Origin of the sequence: Microbacterium sp. 10M-3C3 (assembly GCF_003931875.1) — a bacterium.
Classification (GTDB): Bacteria; Actinomycetota; Actinomycetes; order Actinomycetales; family Microbacteriaceae; genus Microbacterium.
Genome location: NZ_CP034245.1, coordinates 1,733,628 through 1,757,477, shown reverse-complemented (window position 1 = coordinate 1,757,477; position 23,850 = coordinate 1,733,628). Strand labels below are relative to the sequence as shown.

Annotated in this window: 21 protein-coding genes; 13 read left to right on the top strand and 8 right to left on the bottom strand. The window is 69.7% G+C overall.

The annotated features are described in order from the left end of the window. Positions 1 to 77: 77 nt before the first annotated feature. The 3 genes from EI169_RS08390 to EI169_RS08380 all read right to left on the bottom strand — a co-directional run bounded on the left by EI169_RS08390 (position 78) and on the right by EI169_RS08380 (position 3,442). Positions 78 to 1,454, bottom strand: coding sequence for an NAD-dependent succinate-semialdehyde dehydrogenase (locus EI169_RS08390; protein WP_125131923.1), 1,377 nt, complete (start codon positions 1,452 to 1,454; stop codon positions 78 to 80). Between the two features lie 234 nt (positions 1,455 to 1,688). Then, the gene (locus tag EI169_RS08385) at positions 1,689 to 2,588 is read right to left on the bottom strand and encodes a LysR substrate-binding domain-containing protein (RefSeq protein WP_125131922.1); all 900 of its coding nucleotides are present in this window, start codon (positions 2,586 to 2,588) and stop codon (positions 1,689 to 1,691) included. A 98-nt stretch (positions 2,589 to 2,686) separates the two neighbouring features. After that, the gene (locus EI169_RS08380; RefSeq protein WP_125131921.1) at positions 2,687 to 3,442 is read right to left on the bottom strand and encodes a glucose 1-dehydrogenase; all 756 of its coding nucleotides are present in this window, start codon (positions 3,440 to 3,442) and stop codon (positions 2,687 to 2,689) included. A 258-nt stretch (positions 3,443 to 3,700) separates the two neighbouring features. Here EI169_RS08380 and EI169_RS08375 point away from each other — a divergent pair, with 258 nt between their 5' ends. The 10 genes from EI169_RS08375 (at position 3,701) to EI169_RS08335 (ending at position 13,860) form a co-directional block, all read left to right on the top strand. Continuing rightward, positions 3,701 to 4,918 (top strand): CoA transferase, encoded by a 1,218-nt coding sequence (locus tag EI169_RS08375; RefSeq protein WP_240640370.1) that lies wholly within the window; start codon positions 3,701 to 3,703, stop codon positions 4,916 to 4,918. A gap of 1 nt (position 4,919) precedes the next feature. Then, positions 4,920 to 6,122 (top strand): acyl-CoA dehydrogenase family protein, encoded by a 1,203-nt coding sequence (locus EI169_RS08370; protein WP_125131919.1) that lies wholly within the window; start codon positions 4,920 to 4,922, stop codon positions 6,120 to 6,122. 96 nt (positions 6,123 to 6,218) lie between these two features. Continuing rightward, on the top strand, positions 6,219 to 7,391 hold the full coding sequence (locus EI169_RS08365; protein ID WP_125131918.1) for a thiolase family protein: 1,173 nt from the start codon (positions 6,219 to 6,221) through the stop codon (positions 7,389 to 7,391). 10 nt (positions 7,392 to 7,401) lie between these two features. Further along, positions 7,402 to 7,569: a hypothetical protein gene (locus EI169_RS16570; RefSeq protein ID WP_164515465.1), complete on the top strand. Its 168-nt coding sequence runs from the start codon at positions 7,402 to 7,404 to the stop codon at positions 7,567 to 7,569. A 153-nt stretch (positions 7,570 to 7,722) separates the two neighbouring features. Beyond that, positions 7,723 to 8,130, top strand: a complete 408-nt coding sequence (locus tag EI169_RS08360; RefSeq protein WP_125131917.1) for a hypothetical protein — start codon at positions 7,723 to 7,725, stop codon at positions 8,128 to 8,130. A gap of 2 nt (positions 8,131 to 8,132) precedes the next feature. Further along, positions 8,133 to 9,038, top strand: coding sequence for a hypothetical protein (locus EI169_RS08355; protein ID WP_125131916.1), 906 nt, complete (start codon positions 8,133 to 8,135; stop codon positions 9,036 to 9,038). A gap of 17 nt (positions 9,039 to 9,055) precedes the next feature. Further along, positions 9,056 to 9,253: a hypothetical protein gene (locus EI169_RS08350; RefSeq protein ID WP_125131915.1), complete on the top strand. Its 198-nt coding sequence runs from the start codon at positions 9,056 to 9,058 to the stop codon at positions 9,251 to 9,253. Positions 9,254 to 9,258: 5 nt separating this feature from the next. Next, positions 9,259 to 9,675: a hypothetical protein gene (locus EI169_RS08345; RefSeq protein WP_102209312.1), complete on the top strand. Its 417-nt coding sequence runs from the start codon at positions 9,259 to 9,261 to the stop codon at positions 9,673 to 9,675. A 117-nt stretch (positions 9,676 to 9,792) separates the two neighbouring features. Beyond that, a complete protein-coding gene (gene mobF, locus EI169_RS08340; RefSeq protein ID WP_240640727.1) occupies positions 9,793 to 13,326 on the top strand; it encodes a MobF family relaxase in 3,534 nt (1,177 codons plus the stop codon). Positions 13,327 to 13,476: 150 nt separating this feature from the next. Further along, the gene (locus tag EI169_RS08335; protein ID WP_125131914.1) at positions 13,477 to 13,860 is read left to right on the top strand and encodes a sulfate permease; all 384 of its coding nucleotides are present in this window, start codon (positions 13,477 to 13,479) and stop codon (positions 13,858 to 13,860) included. Positions 13,861 to 14,053: 193 nt separating this feature from the next. Here EI169_RS08335 and glnA read toward each other — a convergent pair whose 3' ends face one another. After that, entirely contained in the window at positions 14,054 to 15,478 is a 1,425-nt protein-coding gene (gene glnA / locus EI169_RS08330; protein ID WP_125131913.1) for a type I glutamate--ammonia ligase, read from the bottom strand. Positions 15,479 to 15,612: 134 nt separating this feature from the next. Between glnA and EI169_RS08325 the strand changes: the two genes are divergently transcribed. Then, entirely contained in the window at positions 15,613 to 16,008 is a 396-nt protein-coding gene (locus tag EI169_RS08325) for an RDD family protein (RefSeq protein ID WP_125131912.1), read from the top strand. A 9-nt stretch (positions 16,009 to 16,017) separates the two neighbouring features. On the opposite strand, the gene EI169_RS08320 is transcribed toward EI169_RS08325, so the two are convergent. Then, positions 16,018 to 16,728: a DUF4191 family protein gene (locus EI169_RS08320; RefSeq protein WP_125131911.1), complete on the bottom strand. Its 711-nt coding sequence runs from the start codon at positions 16,726 to 16,728 to the stop codon at positions 16,018 to 16,020. Positions 16,729 to 16,849: 121 nt separating this feature from the next. Here EI169_RS08320 and EI169_RS08315 point away from each other — a divergent pair, with 121 nt between their 5' ends. Next, a complete protein-coding gene (locus EI169_RS08315; RefSeq protein ID WP_125131910.1) occupies positions 16,850 to 18,124 on the top strand; it encodes a hypothetical protein in 1,275 nt (424 codons plus the stop codon). On the opposite strand, the gene sucB is transcribed toward EI169_RS08315, so the two are convergent. From sucB to EI169_RS08300, 3 genes are read right to left on the bottom strand one after another with little or no spacing between them, the layout of a single operon-like run. Beyond that, a complete protein-coding gene (gene sucB, locus EI169_RS08310; protein ID WP_125131909.1) occupies positions 18,125 to 19,900 on the bottom strand; it encodes a 2-oxoglutarate dehydrogenase, E2 component, dihydrolipoamide succinyltransferase in 1,776 nt (591 codons plus the stop codon). A 54-nt stretch (positions 19,901 to 19,954) separates the two neighbouring features. Beyond that, positions 19,955 to 21,328 carry a dihydrolipoyl dehydrogenase gene (lpdA, locus tag EI169_RS08305; RefSeq protein ID WP_125131908.1) on the bottom strand — a complete coding sequence of 458 codons (1,374 nt, stop codon included), beginning with the start codon at positions 21,326 to 21,328 and terminating at the stop codon, positions 19,955 to 19,957. Further along, on the bottom strand, positions 21,325 to 22,794 hold the full coding sequence (locus tag EI169_RS08300) for a leucyl aminopeptidase (protein WP_125131907.1): 1,470 nt from the start codon (positions 22,792 to 22,794) through the stop codon (positions 21,325 to 21,327). Before EI169_RS08300 ends, lpdA begins: the two co-directional genes overlap by 4 nt. Before the next feature lie 97 nt (positions 22,795 to 22,891). Here EI169_RS08300 and EI169_RS08295 point away from each other — a divergent pair, with 97 nt between their 5' ends. Next, positions 22,892 to 23,830: a PAC2 family protein gene (locus EI169_RS08295; RefSeq protein ID WP_125131906.1), complete on the top strand. Its 939-nt coding sequence runs from the start codon at positions 22,892 to 22,894 to the stop codon at positions 23,828 to 23,830. The last annotated feature ends 20 nt before the right edge of the window (positions 23,831 to 23,850 follow it).

The following is a 23,850-nucleotide window of genomic DNA, read 5'->3' as shown; positions in this document are numbered from 1 at the left end:
TCGGGAGACTGCGTGCCAGGACTCAGCCGTCGACGGTGCGAGGCTGAGACGGCGCTCGAGGCGGCGTGAGCTGGCGCTCACAGCTGCGGGGTGCGGATGAGCTTCTTGTTCGCGAACTCGTTGATGCCGAACTTCGCGAGCTCGCGGCCGACGCCGGAGCGCTTGACGCCGCCGAACGGCAGGTCGGGGGCGCTGCGGCTCGTGCTGTTGATCCACACCATGCCGGTGTCGAGTCGTTCCGCCAGCTTCTTGGCCTTGTCCAGGTCGTCGCTGAAGACCGTTCCTGCAAGACCGAACGGGGACGCGTTCGCGAGGTCCACGGCGCTGTCGGCTGAGGGCACCCTGTAGACGACCGCGGCGGGGCCGAACAGCTCCTCGCTGTAGGCCCGCATCTGTGGCGTGACGCCGGTGAGGACCGTCGGCGGGTAGTACGCCCCGGGCCCGTCCAGCCGGTGCCCGCCGGTGGCGACGGTCGCACCCTTGGCGATCGCGTCGTCGACGAGCTCCGCGAGATCCTCCAGCGTGGCCTCGGACGACAGAGGGCCGAGGAACGTGTCGGGGTCGGTGGGGTCGGCGGCGTGGATGGCGGCCATCGAGGCGGTGAACTTGCCGAGGAACTCCTGGTAGACGGCATCCACGACGATGAACCGTTTCGAGGCGGTGCAGGCCTGACCGCCGTTGGCGACTCGCCCGGTGACCGCCGCCGAGACGGCCTGGTCGATGTCGGCATCGTCGAGGACGATGAACGGGTCGGAGCCACCGAGCTCGAGGACGTACTTCTTCATGTGCCGGCCGGCGACCTCGCCGACCGCCGAGCCGGCCTTCTCGGACCCGGTCAGGGAGACCCCTTGCACGCGCGGGTCGGCGATGATGTCCGCCACCTGCCGGCTGTCGACGAAGGCGTTGATGTACGCGTCGCGCGGGAAGCCCGCGTCGTGGAAGACCTTCTCGATCGCCAGCGCCGACTGCGGGCAGTTGCGGGCGTGTTTGAGGATGATGGTGTTGCCGAGCGCCAGGTTCGGGGCGGCGAATCTGGCGACCTGATAGTAGGGGTAGTTCCAGGGCATCACGCCCAGCAGTGGGCCGATGGGCTCGGTGCGCACGAGCGCCTCGCCGCCCCCCGCGATCTCCAGCTGCTCGTCTGCGAGGAACTTCGCCGCGTTCTGGGCGTAGTACTCGTAGATCGACGCGACCAGCGCGACCTCGCCGCGGGACTGCGCGATCGGCTTGCCCATCTCCAGCGTGATGATCGCGGCGAGTTCGTCGCTGCGCTCCCGGTACAGGTCGGCAGCGCGCTGCAGCAAGCGGGTTCGTTCGGACAGCGGCACCGACCGGAAGGTGGTGTACGTCGTATACGACCGGCCGATGATCTCCTGCACCTCGGCGTCGCCGATGAGGGGGTATTCGGCGACACGCTGCCCCGTGGCGGGGTTGATGGTGGCGTAGGCGCTCATATGTTGGATCCTCCCGTTCGCGGCGGCGTGCGCCGGAGCCGGCAAACCGTCCTCTCAGCGCCCACCGGGCGGGCCGAGAATTGAGAGGGACGCGGCCTTCTTGCGCACTGTCAGCGTCGCATCGCGCCCGAGCGGAAGTCCAATACCGAACCAACCGGTCGCTATTGCAGTCCTAGTATCAATCAAGCCCTCTCATGTGCCGGCTGTGCATGGATGTGCGATGGGCGGGGGCATCTATGTCTGCGGGGTCGGGAGGACGGATTCGGACAGCCGGAGCACGGCGTGCAGCGCGCGATCGTCGCTGTCGCGCAGCCAGGCCATCCGCAGTTCGACGGGTGGAGCGTCGTCGGTGAGGCGTAGGAAGCGCAGGTGCGGGTCGGCGATGCTGTCGATCACGGAGGATAGGGTCAATGAGCAGCCGATCTCGGCGGAGACGAGTGACATCAGCGTCCATGAGTCCGGTGCGTGCTGGACGACGTCCGCGTTGAACCCGGCCGCTCTGCTCATCTGCCGAAGCCTTTCCAGCAGTAGCGTCCCGGTCTGGGGCTGCAGCGATACGAACGGTTCCCCCTCGAACTGCGCGATCGACACGGCATCGGCGTCGGCGAGGCGGTGGGTCTCAGGGACGGCGATGACCAGTTCCTCGATGGCGATCACGCGGGTGCGCACGATGGCGGGAATGTGATCCCATCGGCCGAGTGCGATATCGATGTCGCCACGGGTCAGCAGTTGCATCGCAGGCTGGGCGAAGTGCTGACTGAGCAGTTCGAGGTGGATGCCCGGGTGGTTCTGGTTGACGGCGCGGGTGAGCTGTCCGACCATCACGTTGGAGGACGCGCCCGCATACGCCAGCCTGACGTGGCCGATCTCGCCCGTTCCGGCCGCCCGGGCGACTCTGCTCACCCGATCCAGGGCGTCCAGCACCTCCTGGGCGGGTGCGATCAGCGCCTCTCCGACGGAGGTCAGCGTGACCTTGCGAGTGCTCCGTTCGAACAATCGCGCGCCCAATTCCCGCTCCAGCTGCTGGATGCCGCGGCTGATCGGCGGTTGCGCCATGTGGAGGCGCTCTGCGGCGCGCCCGAAATGCAGTTCATCGGCGACAGCGAGGAAGGCGCGCAGCTGCTGCAGATCCATCCGAAGATTATTGCACGTCCGGTACTGAATCGATGTCGATTGACGCGCAATCGGGATGGGTCGGCCGGGGACATGCAGATTCCCCGGCCGACCGGGGATCACTGTGCGGTGTAGCCGCCGTCCACGACGTACTCGGCGCCGGTCACGAAGGATGCCTCGTCGGAGGCGAGGAAGAGCACGACATTCGAGACCTCTTCCGGCTGACCCGGCCGGTCGAGGATCGTCGTGGACAGCACCGCCTTCGTCGACTCCGGCGTCGCCAGCAGCCCGGTGGTCATGGGGGTGGCGATGACACCGGGATGAACGGAGTTCACCCGGATGCCGTATTTCGCCAGGTCCACGGCGCTCGCCTTGGTCAGCAGCCGGACGGCGCCCTTGGACGCCTCATATGCGGCGGCGCTCGGCGCACCGATGATGCCGTAGATGGAGGAGATGTTCACGATCGATCCGCCGCCTGCGCGGGTCAGAGCGGGTGCCACGGCCTTCGTGCCCAGGAAGACGCCCTTAGCGTTGATGCGGAAGATCAGATCCCACTCCTCCTCTGTCGTCTCGTCGACGGGCTTCAGGATGAGTATCCCCGCGTTGTTCACCAAGATGTCGAGACGACCGAAACGCTGCTCGGCATCGGCCACGATCTCGTCCCATCTCGCCGCGACCGTGACGTCCTGCTCCAGCGCCACGACCGTCCCGCCGTCACGGTTCGCCTCGGCGACGGTCTGCTCGAGCCCGCCCGCGTCGACGTCGGTGGCGAGGACGGTCGCCCCTTCCTTGGCAAGACGGTGCACATGAGCGCGCCCCATCCCGTTCGCGGCGCCGGTGACGATCGCGACCTTGCCTGCAAGCCTGCTACTCATGAGTTGTTCTCCTTAGCCTCATTGCTGATCACGTACAGTCGCAGGCCGCTATCGGCACCGTCGCCTCTTGACACCGAGGCTGGCCTGCCGACGGCAGGCTCGAGTGTTCCGTTGTGGAACAGTCACCCTTTCATGCGAACGCCGCATCAGTATGCATCCGATCGGGTATTGGACGGACATAAACGAGTGCTGGGAGTCTGGGCGGACACAACGATTGAGGTGTTTCCGATGACGAAGAGCTCGCTCCCGGATGACCGGATGACGCAGGACGTGACCAGCGGGCCGTTCGCCGGTCTCCTGATCGCCGACTTCGGCAGGGTTCTGGCGGGCCCGTACTGCACGATGCTGCTCGCGGATCTCGGTGCGACCGTGATCAAGGTGGAGAGTCCACTGGGAGATGAGACACGCGGCTGGCGGCCGCCCGAGTACCGGGGCGAGTCGACCTACTTCCTCTCCATCAACCGGAACAAGAAGTCTGTCATGCTCGACTTTCGCGACCCGGACGACCTGGTCCTCGCGCAGCGGCTGGCGTCGCGAGCCGATGTGCTGACGGAGAACTTCAAACCGGGCGGTCTGCGGCGATTCGGCCTGGACTATGAGTCGGTCGCGCGGGAGAACCCCGGGGTGATCTACGCGTCGATCACCGGGTTCGGCACCGCGGGAGGCGCCGGGCTTGCCGGCTACGACCTGCTGGCACAGGCGCTGTCCGGACTGATGAGCGTGACCGGGGCGCCGGACACCGAGGGGTTCCGCTCGGGAATCGCAGTGTTCGATGTGATCGCCGGCTTGCACACCTGTGTCGCGATCACGTCCGCCCTCTACCACCGCCAGCATTCAGGGGAGGGCCAGCATGTCGAGGTGAACCTGCTGTCCTCCGCACTGTCGGGCATGGTCAACCAGACCGGTGGGTTCTTGCTCACCGGGCAGTCCCCGACCCGGATGGGCAACGACCACCCGAGCATCTACCCGTACGCGCCGTTTCCGACCGGCGACGGGGAGCTCATCCTCGCGATCGGCAACGACGTGCAGTTCGCCACGTTCTGCGACGCCGTCGGGTTGCCGCAGCTGGCCGCGGACACCCGCTTCGCGTCCAACGCGGAGCGCAGCGCGCACCGAGACGAACTCCGCCCGATGCTGACAGCGCGGCTGGCCTCCAAGACCGCGCAGGAGTGGTTCGACATCCTCAGCCCGCTGCACGTGCCGTGCGCACCGATCCTGGACGTTGGCGGAGGTGTCGAGTTCGCCACGCGGATCGGGCTGGAGCCCAGCGTCCTGGTCGGCCGCGGCGACCGGGCGGTGCCCACCATTCGCAACCCCATCACCTTCTCCCGCACCCCCGCGACGTACCGGACCGCTCCACCCGACCTCGACCAGGACAGCGCTGCCATCCGCCGGTGGCTGCAGGACGGGGAAGACCATGACGGCTTCGCCGGCGAGCGGGTGCCCGTCCCGGCAATTCGGGAAGAGGGGCGCTGAGATGACAATCGCGACGACAGCACAACGAGTAGACACGGACTTCTACCAGGTGGGCGACCTGCTCGGCGACGACGACCGCAGCCTGATCGCACGTGTACGGGGTTTCGTGGACGCCGAAGTCCTCCCTATCATCAACGACTACTGGGAGATGGCGGACTTCCCCTACCAGATCCTTCCCGCGCTGGGCGACCTCGGCATCGTCGGAACAGCGATCCAAGGCTACGGGTGCCCGGGGCTCACCCGCCTGCAGACCGGGCTGGTCGCGATGGAGCTGTCCCGCGGCGACGGCAGCGTGAACACGTTCAACGCCGTCCACTCCGGACTGGCGATGGGCAGCATCGCGTTGCTCGGCGACGACGAGCAGAAGCAACGGTGGCTGCCCGACATGGCAGCGCTGCGCAAGCTCGGCGCGTTCGCGTTGACAGAGCCCGACCACGGCTCGGACTCCGTCGCCCTGGAGACCACCGCTCGCCGGGAGGGGGATGTCTACGTCATCGATGGCATGAAGAGGTGGATCGGGCTGGGCCACGTCGCCGATCTCGTCATCCTCTGGGCCCGGGACACTGCGGATGCCAAAGTAAAGGCATTCGTCCTCGAGAAGGACGCCGACGGCCAGTACCCCGACGGGTACGTCGCCGAGGCGATCACCGGCAAGATCGCCAAGCGCGCGATCCAGCAGGCGCACATCGAGATCACCGGGCTTCGCATCCCCGTGGAGAACAAGCTCGCGGGATCGGCGTCCTTCCGGGACGTGTCCGCGATCCTCAACCGCACACGCAGCACGGTTGCCTGGGAAGCACTCGGCCACGCACTCGCCGCCTACGAAGCCGCCGCGTCCTATGTGCAGGACCGAGTCCAGTTCGGAAAGCCGATCGCCAGTTACCAGCTCGTGCAGAACAAGCTCGCCAACATGCTCGCCGACCTCACCGCCATGCAGTTGCTGTGCTTCCGCACCGCAACCCTGCAGGACGAAGGGCGCCTGAGCAACGAGCAGGCGTCACTGGCGAAGATGTTCACCGGCCAGCGCTCCCGTGCGCTGTGCCGCGACGCCCGCGACCTGCTCGGCGGCAATGGTCTTCTCCTGGAGAACCACGTCGCCCGCCACCTCACCGACATGGAGGTGGTGCACACCTATGAGGGCACCGACTTCATCCAGTCCCTGATCATCGGGCGAGAGATCACGGGCATCGCCGCGTTCTCATGACCTCGACGCTGCCCGCCTCAGTCGATACCCGCGACCCAGCCTTCCCGGAACGCGCCGTACCCCGCGGCGCGACTCGGCAGGATCGGAGAATCACCCATGACCTCGACCTTCGTTTTCGATGCCGTCCGCACCCCGTTCGGCCGGGCCGGCGGCACACTGTCGGCCACACGACCGGACGACCTTGCCGCACTCGTGATGGCCGCGTCGGTTCAACGGCTCGGGCTGGACCCGTCCGACATCGACGATGTGATTTTCGGAGACGCGAACCAGGCGGGCGAGGACAACCGCAACGTCGCGCGATTCGGTGCGCTGCTCGCCCGCTTCCCGACCACCGTCACCGGCACCACCGTAAACCGGTTGTGCGCATCCAGCGTCGAGGCGGTGGTCCAAGGCTCGCGTGCGATCGAAGCGGGAGATGCCCGAATCGTGCTCACCGGTGGTGTCGAGTCCATGAGCCGGGCGCCATTCGTCGTGGAGAAGTCGCCGAAACCGTGGCCGGCGGTCGGCAACCAGACGCTGTGGAATACCTCCATCGGATGGCGGATGATCAACCCGGCACTCCCGGCGCACTGGACGATCTCCAACGGGGAATCGGCCGAGAAGGTCGCACAGCTGCTGGGCATCACCCGGGAGCAGCAGGACGCGTACGCGGCGCGCAGTCATGAACTCGCCGCGAAGGCCTGGGCCGACGGCATCTATGACGCGGAGATCGTGCAGGTGCCCGGCGCTGAGCTGGTCCGCGACGAGGGAATCCGCGACGGGTCCACCATCGAGAAGCTCGCGACCCTCAGGCCCCTGTTCGCGAGCGAGAACGGCACCGTGACCGCCGGGAACTCGTCCCCCATCAACGACGGCGCCTCCGCGGTGATCCTCGGCGCGGAGCACGCGATCGACGCCGAACCACTCGCCCGTATCGCCGGCCGCGGATGGCACGGGGTGGACCCTGACCTGTTCCCCCTCGCCCCGATCGAAGCCGCGAACAAGGCCCTCGCCCGCGCAGGCAGGACATGGGCCGACGTCGACATCGTCGAACTCAACGAGGCCTTCGCTTCGCAGTGCCTCGCCGACATGAAAGGGTGGCCCGACCTCGACCCCCAAAGGGTCAACATCCACGGCGGCGCACTAGCCATCGGACACCCGCTCGGCGCGTCCGGGGGACGCATAGTAGGTCACGCCGCGCACGAGCTTGCCCGCCGCGGCGGAGGCGTCGCCGTCGCCGCGATCTGCATCGGCGTCGGCCAGGGACTCGCCATCGTTCTCGAGCGGTGAGCAACTCCGGATGATCGCCACGTTGCTCTTTCAGCACGCCCGGCCGGGTCGTTGGATCGAACCCGCTGAAGGTGAGGATGATCGCGCGGAAGCGAGGATCAAGACCGACAACGTCAAGGCAGGATCCTGGCTCTCCTGCCGCCGGGTCGGGGACTGGCAGGCAAGCCGCCGGGCGTGAGGTGAGCAATCGGGAGGATCGTCGGCCCTTTGCGGGGCGAGACAAGTGATGGGCGAGGGTACGACCGGGTCGCTTCTGCGCGGGAGTCGGTGATGATTCGGATACTGTCGCGGTAGAGGTCGCCGAGGCCTAAGGCCCGTCACCGACGCCACCTTGATCGTCAAGCCCGCACCGGCCGAAGCACAGCGTGCCGCAGACCTGGCCGCGACCGCGACCAGCAGCACCCCCGCGCCGGAGGCGGACTCCCCAGCATCTGCGGCGGCAGCAGCGGGCACGGCGGGAGGCGCTACGACCACCGCTCCCGCGCCAGCGCCTGCGAGGAAGCCCGCGGCGACCCGGTACGTCGGCAGCGCGCCGATCAGCGCCGAACGCTACTCCGCCGACTTCGCCAAGATCGCCACCGAGGTGCTGACCAACCTCGCCGCATCCGGCGCGAAGCTCACCATTTCGCTCTCCATCGACGCCATCCACCCCGACGGCTTCACCGAGCAGCAGCTCCGCACCATCCGAGAGAACGCCACAACCCTGAAGTTCACCACCAACGAGTTCGAGGCGGAGTAGCGGTGGCAATCGACCGTGAGATCAACCGGCGTCTGCTCATCCTCGCAGTCGTCCAGTCGGTAGGCGCTGACGGATGGGGTGCGGAAGAAGAAGCGGTGAGGGAGCGCCTTGCTGACCTGGGCGGTGATCCGTCACAGCTCGACCATTCCGAACTCCAGGAGCTTGCGCGGCGAGGGTGGGTAAGCACCAAGGACATGTCCTTCGGCGACTGGATCGGTGCTGTCACGCCCGCTGGGCGAGACGCAGCGGCGAGGATCGAGCAGGATCGAGCTGACGTTGCCGCACGTCGCATCGCGCTCCGCGACGTACTCCTACGCTGGCTCTACGACCGCATTCATGTCCATGATGCGCTGATGCCAGACCCCAAGGGCGTTCCCCAGTCCGGGGCCACGTACTTCGGGGTCGTGTTCACCGACACCGATGTCGAGAAGGCAAGTGCCGCGTTGAGGGACGCTGGTTACATTCGGGGCACGACTCTTGCTTCCGGCGAAATCACGCTCGTAGAACTGCTCCCGAAGGGAGTCCGGCTGATCGAACGCGGTGGCAGCGTGCGTGACGATGAGGCCACGAGCGGTACGACGATCACCACGACAGTGCACGGCCCCGCAAACATCGCGAACCAGAGTTCAAGCGTCAGTCAGAGCATTGACCTCAGCTCGACATGGCTGGTCAAGGCTGCTGAAACTCTGGACGGCATAGAGCAAGCCCTGCCCGCGCTCGGTCTCGCCGATGAGCACGAGGTGTCTGACGCGATAGCTGATGCACGCGGTGGCGTGGCCACAGAAGACCCTTCACGAACGAAGTCGGCTCTGGAGCGGCTCTTGCCTTTCCTCTCAGCGACGACAGCGGGAGCACTCGGGAATCTGGTCTCAAGCGGCGTCGTGACGCTCCTCGGGCTGATCCCGTAGCCGAAGGGACAACAGGCATGGCTCAGGGACTGACCAGCACCCAGGAGATCGTGGAGGTGCGCGTCGACAACTTCATGCGCGGGTCGATCAAGGACGCGCTCGCGCAGGAGCTCGCCGCCCGGCCGGAGCACCGTATCGTCGCCTTGTCCACAGTCGCGGGCGGCGACGAGTTCAACGGCGTCATCCGCGTAGTGGCCGTCGTCGAGTACCTGTAGGCATCGTGGGCAAGCGCGCCGACAGTGATGAGCACTACGTTCTCGACCTCTGCGACGAGGTGATCGGGGTCTGCGGGGAGCGACAGGCGACGTTCCTGTGGCTTGTCGGCGACGTGTCGCCGACGACCGGACGGGCTCGCAGGCTCCCTGTCGACGGGTATTGGCCTGCGCTGGGGCTCGTGGTTGAGTTCCAGGAGAAGCAGCACACCGTGGCCGTCCCGCTGTTCGACCGCCGCGCGACCGTCTCCGGTGTGCCCCGTGGCGAGCAGCGGCGGCTCTACGACCAGCGAAAGGCGGAGATCCTGCCGCAGCAGGGTATCCGGCTCGTCGTGATCCACAAGTCGGAGTTCACGACCAAGGCTGACAGGATCGTGCGCGATCATGAGCGCGACATCGCCGTCGTCCGCGCCCGCCTTGTCTGATCTCGGAAGCCCTCCAGAGACCAGTACACGTCTTGCACATCGAGGTCGAGCCCGCCCGAGGGCGGGCTCGGCGGCTCACCTCCCTGACGAGAGAGGCGGTACCGGGTGTCGGTTTCGATGCGGGTCATGGGCGCGGGGGACGGCTACAAGTACCTGCTGCGCTCCGTGGCGTCGGCTGACGGCGAGCGGGCGCTCTCGACGCCGCTGACCCGGTACTACGCCGAGCAGGGCACACCGCCGGGCCGCTGGATGGGCGGCGGGCTCGCGGCGCTCGGGGAGGGTGAGATTCACGAGGGCGCGCCGGTCTCGGAGGCGCAGCTCCAGCTTCTGCTGGGGATGGGGCGCGACCCGGTGACCGGCGATCCGCTGGGGAAGGCGTATCCGGCGTTCCCGAGCGTCGAGGATCGGATCGCGGCGCGCATCTCGCGGCTCGATCCGGCGTTGGGCGCGGATGAGCGAGCTGAGGCCGTTGTGGTGATCGAGGCGGAGGAGTCGGCGCGCACCTCGCGGCGGGCGGTCGCCGGGTACGACTTCACTTTCTCGCTGCCGAAGTCCGCCTCGGTGCTGTGGGCGGTTGCGGACGCAACGACGCAGGCACGGATCGCGGAGGCGCACCATGCGGCGGTTGCGGAGGTGGTTGCGTTCATGGAGCGCGAGCTTGCAGCGACGCGCTCGGGCGCAACGTCCCGCGACGGCGCGGTTGCGCAGGTCGAGGTGACCGGGCTCATCGCCACCGCGTTCGATCACTTCGACTCGCGGGCGAGCGACCCGCAGTTGCACACGCATGTCGTGGTGAGCAACAAGGTGCGCACCCTGTTCGACGGCAAGTGGCGGTCGCTCGATGGCCGGCCTTTGCACGCGGCGACCGTGGCGCTGAGCGAGCTGCACACCGCGGTGTTCGCCGATCACCTGACCCGCGTGCTCGGCGTCGGGTGGGAGCGGCGCGACCGGGGCGCGGATCGCAACCCGGTGTGGGCGGTCGCCACGGTGCCCGAGGAGCTGGTCGCCGAGTTCTCGTCCCGGTCGCGGCACATCGACATCGAGAAGGATGGCCTGATCGCCGAGTACGAGGCCGCGCACGGGCACGCGCCGTCACGGGAGACGATCATCCGGCTGCGGCAGCAGGCGACGCTGGCGACCCGGCCCGACAAGGAAGTCCGCCCGCTCGCCGACCTCGCCCAGGAGTGGCGCACCCGCGCGAGCCGACTGCTGGGCCGGGATGCCACCGAGTGGGCGCGAGAAGCCGTCGCGGTCGAGCCCGCGAAGCTCCTGCGCGCGGAGGATGTGCCGCTGGAGCGGATCGCCAGGCTCGGCGCGTCGGTGGTCGCCGCGGTTGCCGAGAAGCGCACGACGTGGAGCCTCTGGAACCTGTACGCCGAGGCCGCACGGCAGACGATGGGCTGGCGCTTCACCGGCACGGAGGACCGCGAGGCGATCACTAGCATGATCGTCGATGCCGCAGAGCAGGCGTCCATCCGGCTCACCCCGCCCGAGCTTGCCTCCAGTCCCGCTGCGTTCCAGCGCACGGACGGCACGAGCGTGTTCCGGCCTCGCAACGCCGCCCGCTATAGCGGGGCCGCGGTGCTCGCTGCTGAGGATCGGCTGCTTGCACGCTCCCGCGAGCAGGTTGCACCGCGCCTGGCCGACGCAACCATCGCGCACGCGCTGCAACCCCGCCGTGGGCGCGCGCTCGGCGACGACCAGCGCGCCGCGCTCACCGCGATTGCGTCTTCCGGCCGGATGCTCGACCTGCTCATCGGCCCCGCAGGGGCGGGCAAGACCACCGCTCTGCGCGCGTTGCGGCGCGCATGGGAAGCCGAGCACGGGCACGGCTCGGTGGTCGGGCTCGCCCCGTCTGCCGTGGCCGCCGAGGTGCTGGCCGGGGATCTCGGCATCCCGACGGAGAACACCGCGAAGTGGTGGCAGACTTACCGCGACCACGGCATCGGCTTCACCGCCGGGCAGCTCGTGATCGTGGACGAGGCATCCCTCGCCGGAACGCTCGCCCTTGACCGGCTCGTGCGCGTCGCGGTCGACGCTGGGGTGAAGGTGCTGCTCGTGGGCGACACGGCGCAACTGCAATCCGTGGACGCCGGGGGAGCGTTCGGGCTGCTCGTCGCCGACCGCGACGACGTGCCCGAGCTGACCGACGTGCGACGCATCGCCGCAGCCTGGGAGAAGGAAGCCACGCTCGACCTTCGCCACGGGCGCATCGAGGCGATCGACACCTACCACGCCCACGGGCGCATCCATGCAGGGGAGGCCGAACGCATGGCTGATGCCGCCTACGCTTCGTGGCAGAGCGACCGCGTCGCAGGACTGGCGAGCATCCTCATTGCCGAGTCGAGCGCGATGGTCACTACCCTGAACCAGCGCGCCCGCGCCGACCTCATCCTCGCCGGGCAGGTCGACGCGCGCGCCGAGGTGCGGCTGCATGACCATACCGAGGCATCCGTCGGGGACGCGATCATCACCCGCCGCAACGACCGCGAGCTGCGCATCGGCCGCGGCTGGGTACGCAACGGCAGTCGATGGACGATCACCGCCATCGACGCCGATGGGTCGCTGCGGGTGCGTCCCGCCGGACGGCGCTGGGGCGCGACCCTAAGGCTCCCCGCTGAGTACGTCGCCGAGCACGTCCAACTCGGCTACGCCGTCACCGCGTACCGGGCGCAAGGCGTCACCGTCGACACCGGACACACGCTCATCGAGCCCGGCGCGACGCGCGAGAACTTCTACGTCGCCATGACCCGCGGAAGGCTCGTGAACACCGCCTACGTCTCGATCAACCGTCCCGACGACGACCACATCCATCCGCCCACCCAGGACACCAAGGCAGTCGCGGCCCGCAAGGTGCTCGCCGGGGTGCTCCAGCACGTTGGAGCCGAACTCTCAGCCCGCCAGATGATCGCCGCCGAGCAGGACGCCTGGGGCTCGGTCGGCCAGCTCGCCGCCGAGTACGAGACCATCGCCGCCGCCGCACAGCAGCAGAGATGGGAAGCCCTCGTGCGCGCCACCCGACTCACCGAGGCCGAAGCCGACGCCGCCATCGGATCGACCGCGTTCGGTGTGCTCGGTGCCGAGCTGCGCCGCGCCGAGGCGGACGGGTACGACACGGAGCGCCTGCTGCACGCGCTCGTCGCCTCGCGTCCGCTCGACGACGCCGAGGACGTGGCCGCGGTGCTCCACGAACGGGTGATCCGAGCCCTGGCGCGCGCGAACGGTGCGGGGCGCGTGCGCCAGCCCGCCGCGCCCATCGCTGGACTCATCACCCCGGCGCTCGGCACGATGGACGACGACATGCGCGCCGCGCTCCGCGAACGCGCCGCACTCATCGAGCAGCGGGCCGACGCGCTCGTCGCCGAAGCGGTCGAGGCGTCCGAGGCATGGGCCGCGGAACTCGGCCCGGAGCCCGCCGATCCGCAGCTTGCCGCGATTTGGCGACGCGAGGCGCGCACCGTCGCGGCCTACCGCGACACCTACGGCATCGCGGAGACCAGCGCGCTCGGACTCATCGGCGACGACGCGCGGCAGCACGCAGATGCCGCGCGAGCACGCGCCGCGATCCACCGCGCACGGCAGCTCGCGGCACGCGCAGCAGAACCGGAGTCCACGGTCACCGCGGTCGGGGTATCCGCGCCACGTCTGTAGTTGCCCTTCCGTGTGTCCGAGGTCGGGCGTACCCTGAGTGTCGAGGTAGTAGCCACGATTTCTAGGTCGCTTGCGACGGTCCTCTCGGGACGCTCACCACATGATCTACCTCCTCGGCGGAGCTACGCACCCTCTCAGGAGGCGGACATCATGCTCCGACTGCTCTGGAATCTCAGCATCCGAGTTCGGCTGTTCCTGCGGACGTACATGCCGACGAACATCCTGCTCAACGCGCTGCGGACGCGCCGCGGACTGAAGTGGGGTGTGCCCGCCATGCTGATCGCCGTGCCGTACCTGCTCGGCGCGTGGCTGCTGACCGTCTGGATCGCCGACGGCGGGCCGGGGTGGCTGAACCTGCTCGTGCTGCTGTTCATCTGGAACGCGCTGAAGTTCCTCGTCAACGGCCCGATCACGCTCGTCATTCTGATCCGGGCTCGCCTCGCCGAGCGGCGCGACGGCCGACTCGTCGAGCGCGAGTCGGCGGCTTACGCGGCGGGCGACGACCTTCCCATTCTCACCGCGACGCGACTCTGACTTGGACGCATCGGGATCGTCAACGGTACTGCAAGAGCGGCCCGCGCCCTGTCCGAAAACCTGTCCGTTTACTGTCCGTAGCCGTCCGTAAACGTCCAGAGGTACACTGAGCCCCAGACGGCAACTGCCGACTGGGGCTCAGTGAATTGCTGGTCTCAAGAACCGGAAGTGTGGCCCTGAGGGCCTCCCGGAATCAGACCCCGAAGTAGAGCTCGTACTCGAAGGGGTGCGGGCGCTGGGCGATCGGCTGGATCTCGTTCTCGATCTTGTACTCGATCCAGGTCTCGATGAGCTCCTCGGTGAACACGCCGCCGGCGAGCAGGAACTCGTGGTCGGCGCGCAGCGCCTCGAGCGAGTCGAGCAGCGAGTTCGGCACCTGCGGGATGTTCTTGGCCTCTTCGGCGGGGAGCTCGTAGAGGTCCTTGTCCACCGGCTCGTGCGGCTCGATGCGGTTCTTGATGCCGTCGATACCTGCCATGAGCTGCGCCGCGAACGCGAGGTACGGGTTGCCCGAGGCATCCGGCGCGCGGAACTCGATGCGCTTGGCCTTGGGGTTGGAGCCCGTGATCGGGATGCGGATGGCCGCCGAGCGGTTCCCGGCCGAGTAGACGAGGTTGACCGGCGCCTCGAAGCCCTTCACCAGACGGTGGTAGCTGTTGAGGGTCGGGTTGGTGAAGGCCAGCACCGCGGGGGCGTGGGCGAGGATGCCGCCGATGTACCAGCGCGCGATGTCGGAGAGCCCGCCGTAGCCGGTCTCGTCATAGAACAGCGGCTTGCCGTCGTTCCACAGCGACTGGTGGGTGTGCATGCCCGAGCCGTTGTCGCCGAACAGCGGCTTGGGCATGAAGGTCGCGACCTTGCCCCACTCCAGCGCCGTGTTCTTCACGATGTACTTGAACTTCAGGATGTCGTCGGCCGCGTGCACCATCGTGTCGAAGCGGTAGTTGATCTCCGCCTGGCCGCCGGTGCCCACCTCGTGGTGCGCGCGCTCGAGCTGGAGGCCCGCCTCGATGAGCTTCAGGCTGATGTCGTCGCGCAGGTCGGCCTGCTTGTCGACGGGGGAGACGGGGAAGTAGCCGCCCTTGTACGGGGTCTTGTTGGCGAGGTTCCCGCCCTCCTCCTCGCGACCGGTGTTCCACGCGCCTTCCTCCGAGTCCACGGAGTAGAAGCTCTTGTTCTGCTTCACCTCGTAGCGGACGTCGTCGAAGATGTAGAACTCGGCCTCAGGGGCGAAGTACGCGGTGTCGGCGATGCCGGTCGAGGCGAGGTACTTCTCCGCCTTCTTCGCGACCTGACGCGGGTCCTTCGAGTAGATCTCGCCGTTGCGCGGGTTGTAGATGTCGAAGACCATGATGAGCGTCTTGGCCTCGCGGAACGGGTCCAGATACGCCGTGGTGACATCGGGGATGAGCTGCATGTCCGACTCGTGGATGTTCGCGAACCCGCGGATCGACGAGCCGTCGAACAGCTGGCCGACGGTGAAGAAGTCCTCATCGACGGTGGCCGCGGGGATGTTGAAGTGCTGCTGCACGCCAGGCAGATCCGTGAAACGGATGTCGAGGAACTTGACGTCCTCGTCCTGGATGAACTTCAGCACCTCGGATGAATCTTTGAACATGAAGACTCCAGAGGTGGGGCTATCGGGATGTGCCGGCCCGCCAGGGCTGACGCGTCGACCCTAACGAAGGGGCGTTGCCCACCAGTGTCTCTCATGTTTCGGGGATGTTACGCGGCGCTGATTACGCTGGAGATATGCCCGACCCCTCCGACGCCTACCCGGGCGAACGCCTCGGCCTGCCCCCATCCGGTCCCGGAAGCGTCGCGACGCTCGGTCGCCGCGTCGGCGCGCTGGTCGTGGACTGGGCGTGCGCCGTGGTCATCTCGATCGCGTTCTTCTCCTACGACGCGCTCGCGACCACGGCGATCTTCGCGATCGTGCAGCTCGTGTTCATCCCGACGCTGGGCGGGAGCCCGGGGCACCGCCTGTTCGGGATGCGGCTGCAGCGCGTGCCGATCGGGTGGGTCGGCCTGTGGCGACCGATCGTGCGGACGGCCCTGCTCGTGCTCGTCATCCCCGCGGCGATCTGGGACGCCGATAGGCGCGGGCTCCATGACAAGGCCGCCGGGACGGTCCTCGTCCGCAGCTGAGGCGTGGGATCAGCGCGGGCGCTGCGCGCGCACGCGCGTGGGGTCGATGCCCTTCGGGATGGGCAGCGACGTCACCGACTGCGACACCGAGTCGACGCGCTTGATGACCGCGGCCATCGTCGCGCGGTCGATCTTCTTCGGCAGGCCTTTGATGCGCGAAGCGAGGTCCTTGATCGGGACCTCGTCCTCGCCGTGGCCGACATACAGCACGGTGACGGGCACGCCCGACGCGACGCGCTGCACCTTCGAGCGCTCGTCGTTGACGAGCCGCGTCAGACGACCGCGCGAACCCTCGCCGACGATGACCACGCCGCCGCGGCCGATCGTGCGGTAGACCGCCTCCTGGGTGCGGGGGTTCACTCCCACGGGCATCTCGGAGGCGCTCCAGTTGCGGCCGAGGCCGGTGGAGAGAACGTGGCCCGCGGCGCCGGGCATGCCGTCGATCTTGCGGTACATCGCGCGCGTGGACAGGCGCGTGAGCGTCACCATGGCGGCGAGGATGCCGGCCATGAGGCCCGTGACGCCCCACAGGATGACGCTCCACACGGCCACCGGCGGGATGAGGAACCCGATGCCCACGCCGACACCGATGCCCGCCACGACGATGAGCGGCAGGACGACGGGGAGCCATGGGAAGGCCTCCCGGGTGAAGCGGAAGAGGGTGCGGAGCTGTGAGAAGAAGTTGGGTCGCTTCTCCGGTGCGGTGCTGCGGGCGGCCATGCCTCGATTCTACCGGCGCGACCCCTCGTCCCGTCCTCCACAGGGGGCGCGAGACCCGCGGCATCCACCGGACGACCCGGTCACGGGCGCCGGAGGCCCGATCGGACGCGAGGGTGGGGCGATGGGCACGCCTCCCTTCCTCGCCGCGTTCGAGGTCTACCCGCCGCTGCGCGCCGTCTGCCCGCCGGAGGCGCCCTTCGACGGCGCCCTAGCGAGATCGCCCGACAGCGGCGTCGTGCTGCTCGTGGACAGCGCGACATTGGCCGAGTGGGCGGGGTGGGCGTCGGCGCCGGGCCGGCACCTCCTGGCGCCACTGGATGTCCTCCGCCGCGACGACGGCCACGCGGTCGTGCTGCCGGCGGTGTCGACGCGCCTCGACCGACTCGTCGCGCGGCGTGAGGCCGCCGGACTCGCCCTCACCGACGGAGAGCGGGTCACTCTCGCGGTGAGCGTCCTGCGCGGATGCGTCGCCGCGGTCGAGGACGGCATCGACGAGCAGCCGGCGGCGTGGTGGACGACACCGGACGGCGAGCCGCTCCTGGTGACGGACCCCGACGAGGCGCACACGGTGCGCGCGGCGTCGGCCGAGCTGCTGCGGTCGGTCGCCGATGCCGAGAACACCGCCCTCGCGCACGCGATCGCCGGCATCGCCGATGCCGTGGCGGAGCGCCGCCTCGTCGAGCGATCCGATGCCCTTGAGGACGAGGTGTTCGCGACCGTGCCGGCGGAGCCGATCGTCGTCGAGACGGTGTCGGTGCGCGCGCCCGCCCTGCGCCCCGCGGAGGTCGAGAGCGTGGCGGCCGCATCCCCGGCGGGATGGTGGAGTGCGCCCGCGCGCGCGGGGGATGCCGGGTGGGCGGATGCGGCGGCCGCGGCACTCGCGCGCGTGCGCTCCGTGGTGCGTGTTCCGGGCGGGCGCCGCCGGCCCCTCCTCGTGGCCGCGGGGGTCGCTGCCGTGGTGCTCGCGGCCGGCGCGCTGTGGCCGCAGGAAGGGGATCCCGCCGTCGCCGGTGCTGTGCCGCAGTCGTCGGTGGGCGTCACGGCGCCGACGGGCGACGACGGGTCCGAGCCCGCTGCATCCGTCGGTGCGTCGCCGCCGGTCGCGCCGCCGCCGGCGGAGACCGATCCGCGGGAGGCGCTGGAGACGCTCCTGCGGATGCGCGACGGGTGCGTCGACCGCGCGTGCTGGCCCGGCACCCAGGAGGACCCCGCGAAGGACCTCGGTGCCGGGGCGCTCACGGCGCCGGGGCGCACGGTCGAGCTGCTGGACGATCTCGGCGGTGTCGCGGTGCTGCGGGTGAACGCCGAGGGCGCCGCGCCACGGCTGGTGACCGTGATCGCGACGCCCGACGGCTGGCGGATCCGCGACGCGTTCGACGCCGCCGATCCGGGGTGATCAGATCCCGAGGTCTCCCTCGAACTGCGCGGCCTCGAGACGCGTCTTCACGGCGGAGAGGAAGCGTGCGGCGTCCGCTCCGTCGATGATGCGGTGGTCGTACGACAGCGCGAGGTACATGTACGAGCGCACGGCGATCGCGTCCTTGCCGTCGATGGCGACGACACCCGGCTTCTTCACGACGGCGCCGAGGCCGAGGATCGCCGACTGCGGCAGGAACACGATGGGCGTGTCGAACAGCGCGCCGCGCGACCCGGTGTTCGTCAGGGTGAACGTGCCGCCGGCGAGCTCGTCGGGCTTGAGCTTGTTGTCGCGCGTGCGCGCGGCGAGGTCGGCGATCTCGTGGGCGAACTGGGCGATGTTCTTGCCGCCCGCGTCCTTCACCACCGGCGTGAGGAGGCCGCGCTCGGTGTCCACCGCGATCGAGATGTTCTCGGTCGGCGGGTAGATGATGTCGTCGCCGTCCACCGTCGCGTTGATGATCGGGAACCGCTGCAGCGCCTCCACGGCCGCGACGGCGAAGAACGGCAGGAACGACAGCTTGTCGCCCGTCTTCTGCTGGAACTCGCCCTTCACCCGGTCGCGCAGGGCGGCGAGCTTGGTGACGTCCACTTCGACGACGGTCGTGAGCTGTGCGGTCGCCTGCATCGACGCCACGGCGCGCTCGGCGATGACCTTGCGCAGGCGGGACATCTTCTGCGTCGTGCCTCGCAGCGGCGAGACCTCGACCGGTGCGGCGGCGGGTGCGGCAGCGGGAGCCGCGGCGGCGGGTGCGGCGGAGGCGGCCTCGGCGGCCTTGAGCACGTCCTCCTTGCGGATGCGACCGCCGACGCCCGTGCCGGTGACCGTCGCGAGGTCCACGCCCTGCTGCTGCGCGAGACGGCGCACAAGCGGCGTCACGTAGCCGACCTCGTCCGCGGATGCGTCGGACGCGGCGGCGGACGGTGCCGGTGCCGCGGGCGCCGGCGCAGCGGCGGGAGCCGGAGCAGCGGCCGGGGCAGGAGCGGCTGCCGGGGTAGGAGCGGAGGGGGCCGGCGCAGCGGCGGGAGCGGGCTCGGGTGCCGGGGCGGCGGGCGCCTCGGCAGCCGGCGCGGGTGCCTCTGCGGCGGGAGTCGGCGCGGCAGCGCCCGAGCCGATGCGCGCGAGGGTGGCGCCGACCTCGACGGTCTCGTCCTCCTGGACGAGGATCTCCTGCAGCACGCCGGCGACCGGCGACGGGATCTCGGTGTCGACCTTGTCGGTCGAGATCTCCAGGAGCGGCTCGTCGACGGCGACGTCGTCGCCCACGGCCTTCAGCCAGCGGGTCACGGTGCCCTCGGTGACGCTCTCTCCGAGCTCGGGCAGGACGACGTCCTTGGCGTCGCCACCGGGCGCCGCGGCGGGTGCGGACTGCTCGGCCGCCGGCGCGGGCTGCTCGGCGGCGGGCGCGGGCTGCTCGGCCGGAGCGGACTCCGCCGGCGCGGGCGCGGCAGGGGCCTCGGGCGCGGCGGCCTCGGGCTGCGCCTCCTCGGCCGGGGCATCCGCGGCGGCGGCACCGGAGCCGTCCCCGATCTTCGCGAGGATCGCACCCACCTCGACCGTCTCGTCCTCCTGGACGAGGATCTCCTCGATGACGCCGCTGACCGGCGAGGGGATCTCCGTGTCGACCTTGTCGGTCGAGATCTCCAGCAGGCCCTCGTCCTCCTGGATCGTGTCACCGACCTTCTTGAGCCAGCGGGTGACCGTACCCTCGGTGACGCTCTCGCCGAGCGCGGGGAGGACGACGGAAGTGCTCATGAGATTGTCTCCTTCAGAAGCGGATGCGATGTCTAGCTTAGTGACGCCACGCCGTCACAGCGTGTGCAGGGGCGTGCCGGCCAGGGCGAGGAACGCCTCGCCGAGCGCCTCGCTCTGCGTGGGGTGGGCATGGATGTAGGGAGCGATGTCCTCGGGGTGCGCCTCCCACCCGACGGCGAGCTGCCCTTCGGTGATGAGCTCGCCGACGCGGTCGCCCACGAGGTGGACGCCCACGATGGGCCCGTCGACGATGCGCACGACCTTGGCGATGCCCCCGGTGCCGATGATCTCGCTGCGGGCGTTGCCGGCCAGGTTGTACTCGGTGACCGCGATGCGGTCGTCGCCGAACTCCGCTCGTGCCGCCGCCTCCGTGACGCCCACCGAGGCGACCTCGGGGTGGGAATAGGTGACGCGGGGGATGTGGCGCTCGGGCACGATCGCCGGCGACCGGCCGGCGATCTCGTCGGCGACGAAGATCCCCTGCTGGAAGCCGCGGTGGGCCAGCTGCAGCCCCGCCACGATGTCGCCGACCGCCCAGACGTGCGGCACGTCGGTCTGGAGGCGCTCGTTCGTGCGCACGAAGCCGCGGTCGAGGACGACGCCCGCCTCCTCGAGCCCGAGGTGCGCCGTCGCCGGCCCGCGGCCGATCGCGACGAGGAGGTAGTCCGCCTCCAGCTCGCTGCCGTCCTCCAGGCGCACCGTGACCGCGTCTGCGGTCTGCGTGGCGGAGGCGAAGCGGGTGCCCAGGCGGAAGGCGATGCCCCGCTTGCGGAACGCGCGCTCGAGCGTCTTGCTGGAGGACACGTCCTCCGCGGGCACGAGATGGTCGAGGGCTTCGATGATCGTGACCTCGGCGCCGAACGAGCGCCATACGCTCGCGAACTCCACACCGATCACGCCGCCGCCCAGGACGATCATGCGTGCCGGCACCTCGCCCAGGGTGAGCGCGCCGTCGCTCGTGATCACACGCCCGCCGATCTGCAGGCCCGGGATCGTGCGGCTGAACGAACCGGTCGCGAGGATGACGTCGGTGCCGCGGTACAGGTCGTCGCCCACGCGGACCGCGGGCCCTGCCTCGAGCCGGCCCTCGCCCGGCACGACGGTGATGCCCCGTGCCGACACGAGTCCCTCGAGGCCCCGGTACTTCTTGGCCACGATGCCCTCGCGGTAGGCGCTCACGCGCTCGACGTCGATCCCCTCGAGGGTCGCGCGCACCCCGACGGATGCGGCGTCACGCGCCGCATCCGCGAGTTCGGCGGCGTGCAGCATCGCCTTCGTCGGCACGCAGCCGCGGTGCAGGCACGTGCCCCCGACCTTGTCTTTCTCGATCATGGCCACGCGCTTGCCCAGCTCGGCGGCACGCAGGGCGGCCGCGTACCCGCCGCTACCGCCGCCCAGGACGACGACATCGAACGTGTGATCGGTCATGCGGATGCCTCCATGGTCAGCAGGTCGATGAGCGCGCGCACCGTCGCGCCGGTCACGCCCTTGTCGGTGAAGCCGTGCGGGGAGCCCTTCAGCTCGCCCGAGCCGGCGATGTCCAGGTGCACCCACGGGATGCGGGGCGCGTCGTCCGCGTCGGATGCACGTCCGACGAACCGCCGGAGGAACAGCGCGGCGAACAGCGATCCGCCGGCGGGGTCGCCGATCTTGGCGTTGCGCAGATCCGCGATGGGGGAGTCGAGCTCCTCGTCCATGTGCTCGGGCATCGGCATCGGCCACGCGAGCTCGCCCACGCGCTCGGAGGCGGCGAGATACCGCTGCGTCGCGTCGTCGTCGCCGAAGACGCCGGTGTGACGGGTGCCGAGGGCCGTCACGATCGCGCCGGTGAGGGTCGCGACGTCGACGATGAGGTCGGGCCGCTCGCGGCTGGCCGCGGCCAGGCCGTCCGCGAGCACCACCCTCCCCTCGGCGTCGGTGTTGAGGACCTCGACCGTCGTGCCGTCGAGGGTGCGGACGACATCGCCCGGGCGCGTCGCGCGACCCGAGGGCATGTTGTCGGCGATGCACAGGTAGGCCGTGACCCGCACCGGGAGCGCGAGCTGCGCGGCGGCCCGCGCGACGGCCAGCACGGTCGCCGCGCCGCACATGTCGTACTTCATGCCGACCATCGAGCCGGCGGGCTTGAGGGAGAGGCCGCCGGTGTCGAACGTGATGCCCTTGCCGACGAGCGCGACGTGCTCGCCCGCGCCCTCGGGCGCGTAGTCGAGGCGCACCAGGCGCGGCGGCCGGTCGGAGCCCTGGCCGACGGCGAGGATGCCGCCGTACCCCTCGGCCCGCAGGGCCTCCTCGTCGAGGACCGTTACTTCGACGGGCAGCTCGGCGACGGCGTCGCGCGCGGCGACGGCAAGGTCCTCCGGGCCCATCCACTCCGCGGGCGTGGTCGTGAGGTCCTTGACGATGGCCACCGCCTCGGCGACCGCGGCCACCGCCTCAGCGTCCCCCGCGGCGGGCCGAGCGGCGGTGTGGACGATGACCTCCGACGCGCGGGCCGACGGCGGCTCGGACTTGTACCCGGCGAAGCGGTAGCCGCCGAGCGCCGCGCCCTCGGCGAGGCCGCGCCACGCCGCATCCGGGTGCAGCGGAGCGGCGAGAGCGACGCGTGCGAAGCCGGTGAGCTGACGCGCGGCCGCACCGGCAGCCGCGCGCAGCGCAGCGGCCGAATCGGACGCGCCGACGCCGACGAGCACGACGGGCAGCGCCACGTCGTCGAGGGCCACCCGGACGAACGCGCCGGCGGACCCCGTGAAGCCCACGCGGGAGGCGATGCGGGCGAGGCCGTCGAAGCCGGGCACGTCCCGGTCGTCGGCGAGGGGCGGGAGCAGCAGAACGAGGGCGTCCGCCTCGCTCTCGGTCACAGGCGCGGGGGAGTGCGCGAGGGAGGGGAACGGCATCCCTCCATCCTAGGTTCGGGCTCGGGAGCATGCCCGTGTTCGCTGTGAGCGGGACGGCGCGCGCACCTGCCCTCGGGCGCGCTCGTAGAGTGGATGCATGGCCTACTCCGCACCGCTGTACGCCCGCGCCGCCTCGGCGCCGCCGGTGCCCTCGGGGCTGCCGCTGGTCATCGCGCTGACCGGATTCACCGACGCCGGCAACGCGGTGTCGCGCCTGATCGAGTACTTCCGCGACGACCTCGACCCCACCCCGCTCTATGTCTTCTCCAACGATGTCCTCCTCGACTACCGGGCGCGGCGTCCGATCATCTCGTTCTCCGAAGACCACCTGAGCGACTACCAACCGGCTCGGCTGGAGCTCTCGCTCGCGCACGACGCGATCGGGCAGCACTTCCTGCTCCTGGCCGGCTACGAGCCCGACTTCGCGTGGGACGCGTTCGTCGAGGCGATCCTCGAGCTGAGCGCGTCGCTGCAGGTCGCCTCGATCACGTGGGTGCACGCGATCCCGATGCCAGTCCCGCACACGCGCCCGATCGGGACGACGGTCAGCGGCACGCGCAGCGATCTGGTCGAGGCGCACTCGGTCTGGCGTCCGCACACCCGGGTGCCCGCGACGATCGGGCATCTCTTGGAGTACCGCTTCGCCGAGGCGGGGGCGAAGGTCGCGGGCTTCGTGCTGCTCGTCCCGCACTACCTGGGCGACACAGAGTACCCGGCGGCAGCACTCGCGGGCATGGACAGCATCGCTGTGGCGACCGGGCTCGTCTTCGACGGCGACGGCGTCCGCGAGGAGAACCGGGAGTACCTCGAGAAGGTGCAGGAGCAGGTGTCGGGAAGCGACGAGCTCTCACGCATGCTCGAAGGTCTGGAGGAGCGCTACGACTCCTACATGGCAGGCGCCACGCAGGCGACCCCGATCATCCACACCGGCGACCTGCCCAGCGCCGACGAGCTCGCGGCCGAGCTCGAGCGCTTCCTCGCGAACCGCCCCTCCGGCGACGAAGACAAGCGCGGCGGGGGCGGCGGCCTGGGCTGAGCACCGGCATCCGGGAATAC

Coding starts and splice junctions, on each gene's coding strand:
- EI169_RS08390 (WP_125131923.1), bottom strand. CDS start 1,454: ATGAGCGCCTACGCCACCATCAACCCCGCCACGGGGCAGCGTGTCGCC.
- EI169_RS08385 (WP_125131922.1), bottom strand. CDS start 2,588: ATGGATCTGCAGCAGCTGCGCGCCTTCCTCGCTGTCGCCGATGAACTG.
- EI169_RS08380 (WP_125131921.1), bottom strand. CDS start 3,442: ATGAGTAGCAGGCTTGCAGGCAAGGTCGCGATCGTCACCGGCGCCGCG.
- EI169_RS08375 (WP_240640370.1), top strand. CDS start 3,701: ATGACGCAGGACGTGACCAGCGGGCCGTTCGCCGGTCTCCTGATCGCC.
- EI169_RS08370 (WP_125131919.1), top strand. CDS start 4,920: ATGACAATCGCGACGACAGCACAACGAGTAGACACGGACTTCTACCAG.
- EI169_RS08365 (WP_125131918.1), top strand. CDS start 6,219: ATGACCTCGACCTTCGTTTTCGATGCCGTCCGCACCCCGTTCGGCCGG.
- EI169_RS16570 (WP_164515465.1), top strand. CDS start 7,402: ATGATCGCCACGTTGCTCTTTCAGCACGCCCGGCCGGGTCGTTGGATC.
- EI169_RS08350 (WP_125131915.1), top strand. CDS start 9,056: ATGGCTCAGGGACTGACCAGCACCCAGGAGATCGTGGAGGTGCGCGTC.
- mobF (WP_240640727.1), top strand. CDS start 9,793: ATGCGGGTCATGGGCGCGGGGGACGGCTACAAGTACCTGCTGCGCTCC.
- EI169_RS08335 (WP_125131914.1), top strand. CDS start 13,477: ATGCTCCGACTGCTCTGGAATCTCAGCATCCGAGTTCGGCTGTTCCTG.
- glnA (WP_125131913.1), bottom strand. CDS start 15,478: ATGTTCAAAGATTCATCCGAGGTGCTGAAGTTCATCCAGGACGAGGAC.
- EI169_RS08325 (WP_125131912.1), top strand. CDS start 15,613: ATGCCCGACCCCTCCGACGCCTACCCGGGCGAACGCCTCGGCCTGCCC.
- EI169_RS08320 (WP_125131911.1), bottom strand. CDS start 16,728: ATGGCCGCCCGCAGCACCGCACCGGAGAAGCGACCCAACTTCTTCTCA.
- EI169_RS08315 (WP_125131910.1), top strand. CDS start 16,850: ATGGGCACGCCTCCCTTCCTCGCCGCGTTCGAGGTCTACCCGCCGCTG.
- sucB (WP_125131909.1), bottom strand. CDS start 19,900: ATGAGCACTTCCGTCGTCCTCCCCGCGCTCGGCGAGAGCGTCACCGAG.
- lpdA (WP_125131908.1), bottom strand. CDS start 21,328: ATGACCGATCACACGTTCGATGTCGTCGTCCTGGGCGGCGGTAGCGGC.
- EI169_RS08300 (WP_125131907.1), bottom strand. CDS start 22,794: ATGCCGTTCCCCTCCCTCGCGCACTCCCCCGCGCCTGTGACCGAGAGC.
- EI169_RS08295 (WP_125131906.1), top strand. CDS start 22,892: ATGGCCTACTCCGCACCGCTGTACGCCCGCGCCGCCTCGGCGCCGCCG.